Below are 12,218 nucleotides of genomic sequence, written 5' to 3' on the forward strand. Positions count from 1 at the left end.
ACATTTCGGGGTGACCCCGAAATGTCCGCCGGGGTGGGGGCGGGAGGCGCGTGCGGCAGGATCGGGGCCGTGAGTCTCATGGCGGCGTCCCCGGCCGACGTCCGGCGGCGGGCGGGGCTGCGCCGGATGCGGATGGTGGCGCTGGCCCTGCTCCTGCTCGCGGCGGTCGTCTTCCTGGCCACGCTCCGCCTGGACCACGGCGGCCTCTGGGGGTACGTCAACACCGCCGCCGAGGCCGCGATGGTCGGCGCGCTCGCCGACTGGTTCGCCGTCACCGCCCTCTTCCGCCACCCGCTCGGCATCCCGGTGCCGCACACCGCGATCGTCCCGCGGCGCAAGGACGAGATCGGCCGCAGCCTCCAGGACTTCGTCACCGAGAACTTCCTCACCGAGGAGATCGCCCGCGAGCGCCTCGCCGCCGCCGGCGTCACCGGCCGCATCGGCCGCTGGCTCGGCGACCCCGACCACCGCCGCACCGTCCGCACCGAGGCCGTCCGCATCGCCCGGGCCGGGCTCGGCCGGCTCGAGGACGCGGAGGTGCGCACCCTCGTCGACGACTTCCTCGTCCCCCGGCTCGTCCGCGAGCCGGTCAGCCCCATCGCCGGCGCGCTGCTCGAGGGCGTCGTTGCCGAGCGCACCCACGACGGCCTCGTCGACCTCGCCCTCGAGGAGCTGCACGCCTGGCTCCGCGAGAACCCCGGCACCTACGCCGAGGTCCTCGGCTCGCGGGCACCGTGGTGGAGCCCGCCCTGGCTCGACGACCGGGTCATCGGCTGGACCTACGAGCAGGTGCTCGCCTTCCTCCGCGAGGTCCGCGACGACGCCCGCCATCCGGCCCGGCAGGCCCTGGACGACCTCCTGCGCCGGCTCGCCCAGGACCTGCAGCACGACCCCGAGGTCATGGCTCGCGCCGAGTCGCTCAAGGAGCGGCTGCTCACCCACCCGCAGACCGCCGAGACCGTGCTCGGGCTGTGGCACTCCTTCCGCACCGCGCTGGAGACGGCGATGGACGACGAGACCTCGTACTTCCACGTCCGCGGCGACGAGCTGCTGGCCCACCTCGGCGAGCACCTCGTCTCCGACCCGGTGTGGAAGGACCGGGTGGAGGCCCGGCTGGCCGAGGCCGTCTCCTTCGTCGTCAACACCTACGGCCACGAGCTCGCGGCGGTCATCCCGGTCACCGTCGAGCGCTGGGACGGCCGCCAGGCGGCCGAGCGCATCGAGCTGCACGTCGGACGCGACCTGCAGTTCATCCGGATCAACGGCACCGTCGTCGGCGCGCTGGCCGGGGTCGTCATCCACGCCGTCGCGCAGGTGCTCGCGTGAGCGCCGTCCCCCGGGCCCGGCCCAGCGGCGCCCGGCCGACAGGCGCCCCGCACCGCTCCCGGCCCGCCCTGGCCGCGCCCGGTCCGGGCCTGCGATGCTGGGCGGCGTGAGCACGACGGTCGACCTCTCCGCGCCCGGACGCCGGATCGCCGTCGCCGCGGTGCTCACGGCCGCGGTCCTCGGCGTCCTGGACGCCCTCTGGCTGGGCGTGGTCTCGGGGGACCTGTACGCGAGCCAGATCGGCGACCTCCTCGCCGAGGAGCAGCACGTCGGCGCCGCCGTGGCCTTCTACCTCGTCTACGTCGTCGGGCTCGTCTGGTTCGTCCTGCGCCCCGCCCTGGCCCGCCTCGACGCCGGGACGGGCGGCATCCGCCGCGCGCTGGTCGACGCCGCACTCTTCGGCCTCGTCACCTACGCGACGTTCGACCTCACCTCGATGGCGGTCCTCGACGGCTTCCCGCTGCTCGTCGCGGCGGTCGACCTCACCTGGGGCGTCGCGCTCTGCACGGTGACGACCGCCGTCGTCCTCGTCGCGATGAAGTCCCTCGGGCCGGACGACGCCACCCGCTAGTCCGGCCCACCCCGGACCCGGGCGGTCAGGCGCGGCGCGGCGGCCGCGGGAAGAACATGCTCGTGCGCTCCATGTACTTTGGGTAGCCCGGCCGCTTGGCCATCTCCGACTCCAGCAGCCGCGCCCCGGTGGCGAAGGCGAGGAAGTACGTCATCACCACCGGTGACAGGACGGTGAGCACCCCCGGCCAGGCGCCGGCGGCGACCACCCAGAGGCCCCACCAGACGGCGGAGTCGCCGAAGTAGTTCGGGTGGCGCGTCCACGCCCACAGGCCCCGGTCCATGACCCGGCCCCTGTTCGCGGGGTCGGCCTTGAACGCCTTCAGCTGGGCGTCGCCCACGGTCTCGAACGCGACACCGACGAGCCAGACGAGCACCCCGAGCGCGGCGACCCAGCCGAGCGCGCTGTCGGTGGCGGCCGCCACCTGGAGGGGCAGCGAGACGAACCACGCCGCGACGCCCTGGGTCCCGAAGACGCGGACGAGGGCGTAGCGGAAGCGCTCCTCGGGAGGCTTCTGCGACAGCATCTTCTCGTACCGCGGGTCCTCGCCCTGTCCGAGCGCCCGGCCCCGGATGTGCCAGGCCAGCCGGCCGCCCCACACCGTGACGAGCACGGCCAGCAACAGCGAGCGCCCGGAGTGCTGACCGACGGCGTACGCCACCCACCCGATGGCGACGAACACGAGCCCCCAGGTGACGTCGACGACGGCGACCCGCCCGACCCGCCGGGCGACCAGCGCGGTGACCCCCATGGCGAGCGCCGACGTGACGGCCGACGCCACGAGGACGGCGACGAGGGTGCCCCCGGAGAACCCTCCGTCCATCAGCGGGCGGGGTCGGAGACGACGGGTGCACCACCCGGGCGGCGCAGGAGCAGCTGGTCGACGCCCATCCGGTTGTCCCGGAAGGCCTGCGACCCGCCGACGAGGTACAGCCGCCAGACCCGCGCGCCCTCCTCGCCGATGAGCTCGACGGCGCGGTCCCAGTTCTCCTCGAGGGTGGCGTGCCAGGCGTCGACGGTCCACACGTAGTGCTCGCGCAGGGCGTGCACGCCGCGGACCTCGAGCCCGGCGTCTTGGAGGAAGGTCAGGGTGTCGCCGACCGGGCGCATCGTCATGTCGGGGGCGATGAACTGCTCGATGAACGGTCCGCCGCCGGGGTGGTGACCCCGCACGCGCGACATCTGCTGGACGAGGACGTAGCCACCGGGCCGGACGAGGCGGTGCAGCGCCCGCGCGTAGGTGGCGTAGTTCTTCTCGCCGACGTGCTCGCCCATCTCGAGGGAGGCGACGGCGTCGAACGGCTCGTCGCGGACCTCGCGGTAGTCCTGCAGGCGGATCTCGACCCGGTCCTCGAGGCCGCGCTCGCGGATGCGGGCGTCGATGAACGCCTTCTGCTCCGCAGCGATGGTGACGCCGGTGACCCGGGCCCCGAAGTGCTCGGCGGCGTAGAGCGACAGCGAGCCCCAGCCGCAGCCGACGTCGAGGAAGCGCATGCCCTCGGTGAGGCCGACCTTCCGACAGACGAGGTCGAGCTTGGCCGCCTGCGCGTCGACGAGCGGCATCTCCGGGCCGTCGGCGTAGAAGGCGCACGAGTACGCCAGGTGCGGGTCGAGGAGGAACTCGTAGAACGCGTTCGACAGGTCGTAGTGGTGGCTGATCGAGGCCCGGTCGCGGGCGAGGGAGTGCAGCCGCCCCTTGACGACGGCCTGCGTCGCGGGCGGGGCGGGCGGGCGGCCCATCGCCCCGGTGTCCCGGGCCAGCCGGACGAGGTCGGGGAGCAGTCGGGCGACCCGGGCCGGGGTCAGCGGTGGCAGCGAGCGCGCGGCGACGGTCTCGCGGACGAGGTCGAGCACGTCGCCGACCGGGGCGTGCACCTCGAGCTCTCCGGTGACGTACGCCTGCGCCGCCCCGAGCTCGCCCGGGTGCCACAGCAGCCGCGTGAGGGCCTGCGGGGAGCGCAGCTCGACGAGCGGTGCGTCCTGCGGTCCGGCCTCGGACCCGTCCCAGGCGCGCAGCCGGACGGGCAGCGGTCCGGCGAGGAGGGGGCGCAGCGCGCTCTCGATGCGGACCGCCACCCCCGAGGTGGGGGTGGCGGTGGCGGGCACGTGTTCGGTCTGCGTCATCGGGGCTCCTGTCGACGAGCGGCCGGAGCGCGCGTGCAGGCGGGCACGGCCGGAGGGGTCACGCGTGCGGTTCGGAGTCCGAGCGGGCCTCGGATGTCGCGTGGGCCGCGTGGCCGTTGACGCGCCCGTTCACCGGCTCGGCCTGACGGCCGTTCACGGACCCGTTGCGCTGCGCGTCGGACCGCTCGCCGTGCTCCTGCTCGACGGCCTCGGACCGCTCGCCGGCCGCGCGGCGCCGCTGCCGGGCGAACTCGGTCAGCTGCTGCACGTCCGCGACGAGGTCGGGACCGAGGTGGTAGGCGCGGATCTCCTCGAGGATGCGCGGCGTGGTGCCACGACCCGCCACCCACACCGGGTGCCGGTCGCCGAGCCGGCGCAGCTCCTTGGCGTGGGCACGGAAGCCGGACGGGCGGCGCGAGGCCAGCACGACGGCGTCGGGGGAGGTGAGGTCGGCGGCCGCCGTGAGGGAGGCGATCGGGGTGTCCGGGCCGAGGTAGCGCACCCGCCAGCCGGCCCGCCCGAGGAGGACGCCGAAGCTCAGCAGGATGATGTCGTGGAACTCGCCCGGGGGGCAGGCGAGGACGGCGACCGGCCCCGTGCCGAGACCCCAGGTCATCGACAGCGCGCCGAGGCGGCGGCGGACGAGGCTGGAGGCGAAGTGCTCCTGGGCGATGCCGATGCGGCCGAGCTCCCACTGCTCGCCGACCTTGACGAAGAACGGCACGAGGACGTCCACGACCGCGCTCTCGACCGACCGGTCGAGGAAGGCGGTGTCGAGGACGGCGTGGGCCCGGTCCTCGTCGAGGGCGGTGATGGCGTCGAGGAGCTGCGTGACGAGCATCGGGGGGTCGACGCGCAGGCTGCCGTCGCCGTTCGCCGCCACGCGCGAGCCGGTGTCGAGACCCGGGTCGTCGCCGTCGGCCTCGCCGGTGGCCTGGGCGCCGGCACGCTCGGCCGCGAGGACCTGCCGCGCGGCCTCCATGGCGCTGACGCCCTGGTCGCGCAGCGAGAGGACCTCACGGACGCGCCGCTCGTCGTCGACCCCGTAGAGCCGGTACCCGCCGGAGGACCTGGAGGGGGTGAGCAACCCGTACCGCGACTCCCACGCACGCAGGACGTGGGTGCTCACGCCGACGCGAGTGGCGAGCTCGCCAATCCGCATCGATGGAGGAACCGAACGTCTCATGCGCTCCACGGTACGTCTCCGGCGGAGTTTTGACAAACCTTTGACGATCCTGAGCGAAAGGTTCTACGGTCATGGACATGAGCCCCCTGCACCCCCGGGAGCGCGAGAGCGCCCCCGAGCGCGTCGTCGTGGTCGGGGCGGGGATCTCCGGGCTCACCGCCGCCCACGTGCTCGCCACCCGTCACGACGTCACGCTCGTCGAGGCGGAGGACCGCCTCGGCGGCCACGCGCACACCCACACGGTGCCGACGGAGCACGGCGACCTGCGGGTCGACTCCGGCTTCATCGTCCACAACGACCGCACCTACCCCTACCTGCGACGGCTCTTCCGCGAGCTCGGCGTGCGGACCCACGACACCGAGATGTCGATGAGCATCCGCGACGACTCCACCGGCCTGGAGTACGCCGGCGGCCGGGGCGTCAAGGGGTTCGTCGCCCGCCCCCGCCAGCTCCTGGACCGGGAGTACGTCGGGATGCTGCGGGCGGTCAAGCGCTTCCACGTGCTGGCCAACCGCTTCCTCGACTCCACGGACGACGGCGACACGACGACGTACGGCGAGTTCATCCGCGAGCACGGCTTCCCCGAGTCCTTCTCACGGCTCTACGCCGTCCCGGTCGTGGCCTGTGTGTGGTCCAGCGGTGAGGGCGACGCGCTCGACTACCCGGCGCGCTACCTCTTCCGCTTCCTGCGCCACCACGGGATGCTCCAGGTCGGCGACTCCCCGCAGTGGATGACCGTCGTCGGCGGCTCGCGCAGCTACGTCGACGAGCTCGCCTCCCGCCTGGACGACGTCCGCAGCGGTGACGCCGTCACCTCGGTCGCGCGCACCCCCGACGGCGTCGAGGTCCGCACGGCCTCGGGCCGGACCGACCACTACGACCGCGTCGTCCTCGCGACGCACGCGGACGACGCGCTGAAGCTCCTCGCCGACCCCTCGCCCGCCGAGAAGGAGGTCCTCGGGGCGTTCCGCTACTCGCGCAACGAGACCGTGCTGCACCGCGACGGCTCGCTCATGCCCCGGGCCCGGCTGGCCCGCGCGTCGTGGAACTACCTCGTCGGCTCCGAGCCCGGAGCCGGCGCGATCGTCACGTACTGGATGAACCGGCTGCAGGGACTCCCGCAGGAGGAGCCGTTCTACGTGACCCTCAACGCGACCGACCGGATCGACCCCAGTAGCGTCGTCGCCACGATGCAGTACACCCACCCGCTGTACGACCTCGCCGCCGTGCGCGCCCAGGGCCGGATCCCGGATATCACCACCGAGCGCACGGCGTTCGCCGGTGCCTACCAGGGGTGGGGCTTCCACGAGGACGGCTGCCGGTCGGGGGTCGAGGCGGCGCGGGCGTTCGGGGTGGAGTGGTGACCGCCTCCGTCACGGCCGCGGACCTGCCCACGCTGCCCGCCCTCGTCGTCGGCCGGGTGCACCACGTCCGCCACCGTCCGCTGCACCACGCCTTCACCCACCGGCACACCCAGTGGCTCGTGGACCTCGACGCGATGCCCCGGCTGCCCCGGGCGCTGCGCTGGGCGGCGACCTTCCGCGGCGAGGACCACCTCTCCGGCAACCCGGGCATCGCGGCGCTCAAGGCCAACGTGCTGAGGGTGCTCGAGCGCGACGGTCTCGCGACGACGGCGCGGGACCGGGTCGTCATGCTCGCCCACGCCCGGGTCCTCGGGCACGTCTTCGACCCCATGAGCGCCTTCTGGGTCTTCGCGCCCGACGGCGCCCTGCGCGGCGTGCTCGTCGAGGTGCACAACACCTACGGCGGGCGGCACGCCTACGTGCTCCGCCCGGACGCCGCCGGCCGCGACGACGTGGACAAGGACTTCTACGTCAGCCCCTTCAACGACGTCGAGGGCTCGTACGCCATCCGCCTCACGATGAGCCCGCAGCGGGTCGGGGTGGCCATCCGGCTGCGGGTCGGCGACGAACCACTGGTGACCGCGACCGTCTCCGGGACCCCCCGACCGGCCACGACCGCCCAGGTGGCCCGGAGCGCGGTGCGCGACCCGTTGATGCCCCAGCGGGTGAGCGGGCTCATCCGGGTCCACGGCATCTGGCTGTGGCTGCGGAGGCTGCCCGTCCGCCCCCGCCCCGAGACCAGCCTGGAGAGTGTGCGATGACCGCCGACACCCCGCGACTCGAGCTCGCGACCCCGCGACTCGGCTTCCCCCGCGTCCTCACCCGTGGCGCCGTCGCCAAGGCGATCACCGAGGTCGCCGTCCGGCCCATGCCGGTGCGGATGCGCTACCCCGACGGCACGGTCGTCGGCGACGGCGGGCCGGACAGCCCCGTCCTCGACGTCGTCAGGCCGCGGGCGATGTTCCGCCGCCTCGAGGCCCACCCCAAGATCGGACTCGGCGAGGCGTACATGGCCGGCGACTGGCGCGCGGGGGAGGGCACCGACCTCGCCGAGGCGCTCATGCCCTTCGCCGCGCGGATGGGCGAGCTCGTGCCCAAGCCGCTGCTGTCCCTGCGCGGCCTCGTCGACCGGGCCATCCCCAAGACCATGCGCAACACCCTCGAGGGCTCGCGCAGCAACATCAGCGCCCACTACGACCTGTCCAACGACCTCTTCGCCGCGTTCCTCGACCCGTCGATGTCCTACAGCTCCGCGCTGTTCGACCCGGCGCTCCCGGTGCGCGAGCAGGACCTGCACGAGGCGCAGGTCCGCAAGGTCGAGTCCATCCTCGACGCCGCCGACGTCCGCGCCGGCAGCCGCGTCCTCGAGATCGGCACCGGCTGGGGCGAGCTCGCGATCCGGGCCGCCGCCCGCGGCGCCACCGTCACCTCCGTCACCCTGTCGGCCGAGCAGCGCGACCTAGCGCTGCGGCGCATCGAGGCCGCCGGCCACGCCGACCGGGTCCAGGTCCTCCTGCAGGACTACCGCGAGACCACCGGCGAGTTCGACTCCATCGTCAGCGTCGAGATGATCGAGGCGGTCGGCGAGGAGTACTGGGAGGCCTACTTCGCCAAGATCGACGAGCTGCTCGCCCCCGGCGGCGCCGTCGCCATCCAGGCCATCCTCATGGAGCACCACCGGCTGCTGGCCACCAAGGGCAGCTTCGGGTGGATCCAGAAGTACATCTTCCCCGGTGGTCTCATCCCCTCGCTCCAGGCGATCAAGGACGTGACGCGTGACGGCACCTCCTTGCGGGTAGAGCGGGTGCAGGCTTTCGGCGCCGACTACGCCGAGACGTTGCGCCGCTGGCGCGAGACGTTCACCGACCGGTGGGACGACATCTCGCGGCACGGTTTCGACGAGACGTTCCGCCGGATGTGGGAGTTCTACCTCGCGTACTGCGAGGCGGGGTTCGCCACCGGGTACCTGGACGTCGCCCAGATCCGTCTCTCCAGGAGGTAATGCATGTCGACGACCGTCGAACGCACGATCCACACGACCGCGGCGCCCGAGGTCGTCTTTCCCTACCTCGTCGACTTCCGCAACGCGACGGAGTGGGACGCGGGCACCGAGTCCTGCGAGCGGGTCTCCGGTGACGGTGGGGTCGGGACGAAGTACAAGAACGTCTCGAAGTTCGCCGGCAACACCGTCGAGCTCGAGTACACGACCGAGGAGGTCGCCGAGCCGACCTTCAAGATCACCGGGCGCAACGACACGACGGCGAGCCACGACACGATCACCGTCGAGCCGGACGGCACCGGGTCCAAGGTCACCTACCGCGCGGACTTCGAGTTCAGCGGCATGGCCCGGTTCCTCGGCCCGGTGATGACCCCGCTGCTGGAGCGGCTCGGCGACCGGACGGCCGCCCAGCTCAAGGAGGCTCTGGACAAGCGGTGAGCGGAGACGGAGGCGCGGGTCGCCGCGCACTGGTCACCGGGTCGACGGGCTACATCGGCTCGCGGCTCGTCCCCGCCCTGCTCGACGAGGGCTGGACGGTCCGGGTGCTCACCCGCAGCGCCGACAAGGTGGCCGAGCGGGCGTGGGTGGACCGGGTCGAGGTCGTCGAGGGCGACGCGACGTCGCGGATCTCCCTCGACGCCGCGCTCGCCGACGTCGACGTGGCGTACTACCTGCTGCACTCGATGGACAGCGAGGGCGGCTTCGTCGAGCGCGACCGGGAGATGGCCCGCGGCTTCGGCCGGGCGGCCTTCGAGGCCGAGACCTCGCGCATCGTCTACCTCTCCGGGCTGCACCCGGACGGCAAGCTGAGCAACCACCTCGCCTCGCGCGTCGAGGTCGGCGACCTGCTCATGGCCAGCGGGGTGCCGACGGCGGTGCTGCAGGCGGCCGTCATCGTCGGGTCCGGCTCGGCGTCCTTCGAGATGCTGCGCCACCTCACCCGGCGGCTGCCGGTCATGCTCACCCCGAAGTGGCTCGGCAACCGGATCCAGCCGATCGCCGTGCGCGACGTGCTGCACTACCTCGTCGGGGCGGCCGACCTACCGCCCGAGGTCAACCGGACGCTGGACATCGGCGGCGACGAGGTCCTCACCTACCGCGAGATGATCACCCGCTTCGCCCGGCTGTCCGGGCTCATGCGCCGGACCATCGTCACCGTGCCGGTCCTGACCCCGAGCCTGGCCAGCCACTGGGTCGGCTTCGTGACGCCGGTGCCGACCGGGCTGGCCCAGCCCCTCGTCGAGAGCCTGCTGCACGAGGTCGTCTGCCACGAGCACGACGTCGAGGACCTCATCGGCCCCCCGCCCGGCGGGCACCTGTCCTTCGACCGGGCGGTGACCGACGCCATCGCCGGGGACGACGCCGACCCGTTGCCCGAGCCCGGGACCACCGACCCCGCGCACATCACGGCGGCCGACCCCGCGTGGGCCGGAGGCGGCGCCGGATCGTGACGGCCGCCGGGACCAGGTGCGGCCTCCGCCGCGGGGGGACGCCGTGAACCCGGTGGGAGAGCTGCGCGCCTTCGTGCGGGCGGCCCTCGTCGACCCCGTCCCGCGCGACCACAGCCAGCCGGACTCGGCCTTCCGTCGCCGGCGGGTCGTCGCGGCGGTCACGCTGCTCCTCGGTGCCGGGCTGCTCGGCTGGGCCCTGCGCATCGAGCCCGGTGACCCCGCCTTCTACGTCGCGACCTTCGCCCTGGCCGCCGTGTGGGCCGTCGGCGCCTTCGCCTCGGGTCCGCTGCACCTCGGGCATGCCCACACCCGCGACGGCCGGGCGGACAGCCGGGCCGTCGTGCAGTCGCTGATGCTGGGCCTCGCGCTGCTCGGGCTCTTCCTGCTCGGGGCGGTCGTCGTCGCGCAGGTGCCCTTCCTCCGCGACCCGGTCCAGCAGCTGCTCGACCACGCGCAGTACGGCTCGCTGCTCGTCGTCGCGGCCATCACCGCCGTCAACGGCGTCGCCGAGGAGCTGTACTTCCGCGGCGCCCTCTACGCCGGGGTGGGCCGACGGCACGCGGTGGCCGTGACGACCGTCGTCTACGCGCTGGTCACCGCCACCTCGCTCATCCCGCTGCTCGTCCTCGCCGCCGCGCTCGTGGGGCTCGTCGTCGGGCTGCAGCGCCGGGTCACCGGCGGCATCCTCGGGCCGATCGTCACCCACCTCACCTGGTCGCTGGGCATGCTCTTCCTCCTCCCGCCCGTCCTGGACCGACTCTCCTGAGAGGCGCCCCCGCATGACCTCCGTCCTCTGGCTCCGGCGCGACCTGCGCCGCCGTGACCACCCCGCTCTGCTCGCCGCGCGCGACGCCGCCGGCGACGGTGACCTCGTCGTCGCGTTCGTTGTCGACCCCCGGCTGTGGGAGGGCGGCGGGCCCGTCCGCAAGGCCTGGCTGGCGGCCAACCTGCGCGCCCTCGACGAGTCGCTCGACGGCAACCTCACGCTGCTGCACGGCGACCCCCGCACGGTGGTGCCCGAGCTCGCGTCGCGGGTCGAGGCGTCCTCCGTGCACGTCACGCGCGAGACCACGCCGTCCGGGGTGCGCCGCGACGAGGCGGTGAAGAAGGCGCTGGAGGGCGACGACGTCGAGTGGGTCGAGACCGGCACGCCCTACGCCGTCGGACCCGGCCTCGTCGTCAACGGGTCGGGGGAGCCGTACAAGGTGTTCACCCCGTTCTCCAAGGCCTGGCGGAAGCACGGCTGGCCGGACCCGGCGTCGACCCCGCGGACGCTGCCGCTGCGGCACGCCCGCAACGACGCCGACGCGACGAAGGCGCTGGACGACGCCCTGTCGGCGTCCGACCTGCCCGACCTGCCGGCGCCGGGGGAGGAGGCCGCGCTGCGCCGCTGGCGGTCCTTCCGCGACGAGGACCTCGCCGACTACGACGGGCAGCGCGACGACCCCGCCGCCGACGCGACGTCGCGCATGTCGGCCTACCTCAAGCTCGGGGTCGTGCACCCGCGCACGCTGCTGCACGACATCGCCGACCGGTCCGGGAACGACGTCGAGACCTACCGCGACGAGCTCGCCTGGCGCGAGTTCTACGCCGACGTCCTGCACCAGAACCCCAGGAGCGCCTGGCACGACCTGCGGCCGATGTCCGGCATGCGCTACGACGAGCCCGAGGACGCCATCGAGGCGTGGAAGAAGGGCGAGACCGGCTACCCCGTCGTGGACGCGGGCATGCGCCAGCTGCTCGCCGAGGGCTGGATGCACAACCGGGTGCGGATGATCACCGCGAGCTTCCTCACCAAGGACCTCCACGTGTGGTGGCCGGTCGGGGCGCGACACTTCCTCGACCACCTCTGCGACGGCGACCTCGCGTCGAACAACCACGGCTGGCAGTGGGTGGCCGGCACCGGGACCGACGCCTCGCCGTACTTCCGGGTGTTCAACCCGGTGACCCAGGGGCAGAAGTTCGACCCGTCCGGCGAGTACGTCCGCCGCTGGGTCCCCGAGCTGAGGCACCTGTCCGGCAAGGCGGCGCACGAGCCGTGGGAGCACGAGGACGGGTACGCCCACGGCTACCACGAGCGGATCGTCGACCACAAGGAGGAGCGCCAGGAGGCGCTGGACCGGTACGAGAAGACCCGCCGCTGACGGCTCGTCCCACCCCTTCCCCTGCGGAATGGTGCGCGTAGAGGTTCGTCGGG

The 12,218-nt window shown here is 73.5% G+C and carries 12 protein-coding genes; 9 read left to right on the forward strand and 3 right to left on the reverse strand.

Features of this window, described 5'->3' with window-relative positions; all coding sequences use genetic code 11:
* Nucleotides 1-78 precede the first annotated feature (78 nt).
* The gene (locus EPD83_RS00700; protein WP_322095761.1) at nt 79-1,326 is read left to right on the forward strand and encodes a DUF445 domain-containing protein; all 1,248 of its coding nucleotides are present in this window, start codon (nt 79-81) and stop codon (nt 1,324-1,326) included.
* A gap of 106 nt (nt 1,327-1,432) precedes the next feature.
* Nucleotides 1,433-1,897 (forward strand): DUF2177 family protein, encoded by a 465-nt coding sequence (locus EPD83_RS00705; protein WP_205859354.1) that lies wholly within the window; start codon nt 1,433-1,435, stop codon nt 1,895-1,897.
* 25 nt (nt 1,898-1,922) lie between these two features.
* Here EPD83_RS00705 and EPD83_RS00710 read toward each other — a convergent pair whose 3' ends face one another.
* Genes EPD83_RS00710 through EPD83_RS00720 form a run of 3 tightly spaced genes read right to left on the reverse strand, consistent with a single transcriptional unit; the run spans nt 1,923 to nt 5,207 of the window.
* Nucleotides 1,923-2,720, reverse strand: coding sequence for a DUF1295 domain-containing protein (locus EPD83_RS00710; RefSeq protein WP_128365038.1), 798 nt, complete (start codon nt 2,718-2,720; stop codon nt 1,923-1,925).
* Nucleotides 2,720-4,021: an SAM-dependent methyltransferase gene (locus tag EPD83_RS00715; protein WP_128365036.1), complete on the reverse strand. Its 1,302-nt coding sequence runs from the start codon at nt 4,019-4,021 to the stop codon at nt 2,720-2,722. The genes EPD83_RS00710 and EPD83_RS00715 overlap by 1 nt, the downstream gene beginning before the upstream one ends.
* Nucleotides 4,022-4,079: 58 nt before the next feature.
* Nucleotides 4,080-5,207, reverse strand: coding sequence for a MerR family transcriptional regulator (locus EPD83_RS00720; RefSeq protein WP_128365035.1), 1,128 nt, complete (start codon nt 5,205-5,207; stop codon nt 4,080-4,082).
* 77 nt (nt 5,208-5,284) lie between these two features.
* Here EPD83_RS00720 and EPD83_RS00725 point away from each other — a divergent pair, with 77 nt between their 5' ends.
* The 7 genes from EPD83_RS00725 to EPD83_RS00750 are packed head-to-tail and all read left to right on the forward strand — an operon-like array spanning nt 5,285 to nt 12,165.
* Entirely contained in the window at nt 5,285-6,571 is a 1,287-nt protein-coding gene (locus EPD83_RS00725; RefSeq protein WP_128365033.1) for an NAD(P)/FAD-dependent oxidoreductase, read from the forward strand.
* Nucleotides 6,568-7,332: a DUF1365 domain-containing protein gene (locus EPD83_RS20295; protein WP_235950268.1), complete on the forward strand. Its 765-nt coding sequence runs from the start codon at nt 6,568-6,570 to the stop codon at nt 7,330-7,332. Before EPD83_RS00725 ends, EPD83_RS20295 begins: the two co-directional genes overlap by 4 nt.
* On the forward strand, nt 7,329-8,573 hold the full coding sequence (locus EPD83_RS00730; protein WP_128365032.1) for an SAM-dependent methyltransferase: 1,245 nt from the start codon (nt 7,329-7,331) through the stop codon (nt 8,571-8,573). The genes EPD83_RS20295 and EPD83_RS00730 overlap by 4 nt, the downstream gene beginning before the upstream one ends.
* 3 nt (nt 8,574-8,576) lie before the next feature.
* Nucleotides 8,577-9,008 carry an SRPBCC family protein gene (locus EPD83_RS00735; protein ID WP_128365030.1) on the forward strand — a complete coding sequence of 144 codons (432 nt, stop codon included), beginning with the start codon at nt 8,577-8,579 and terminating at the stop codon, nt 9,006-9,008.
* Nucleotides 9,005-10,021, forward strand: coding sequence for an NAD(P)H-binding protein (locus EPD83_RS00740; RefSeq protein ID WP_128365029.1), 1,017 nt, complete (start codon nt 9,005-9,007; stop codon nt 10,019-10,021). Before EPD83_RS00735 ends, EPD83_RS00740 begins: the two co-directional genes overlap by 4 nt.
* A gap of 43 nt (nt 10,022-10,064) precedes the next feature.
* On the forward strand, nt 10,065-10,787 hold the full coding sequence (locus EPD83_RS00745) for a CPBP family intramembrane glutamic endopeptidase (RefSeq protein WP_128365027.1): 723 nt from the start codon (nt 10,065-10,067) through the stop codon (nt 10,785-10,787).
* Nucleotides 10,788-10,800: 13 nt separating this feature from the next.
* Nucleotides 10,801-12,165, forward strand: coding sequence for a cryptochrome/photolyase family protein (locus tag EPD83_RS00750; RefSeq protein ID WP_128365025.1), 1,365 nt, complete (start codon nt 10,801-10,803; stop codon nt 12,163-12,165).
* Nucleotides 12,166-12,218: the final 53 nt, after the last annotated feature.

The sequence above is a fragment of the Phycicoccus flavus genome (assembly GCF_004025965.2).
GTDB lineage: Bacteria > Actinomycetota > Actinomycetes > Actinomycetales > Dermatophilaceae > Phycicoccus > Phycicoccus flavus.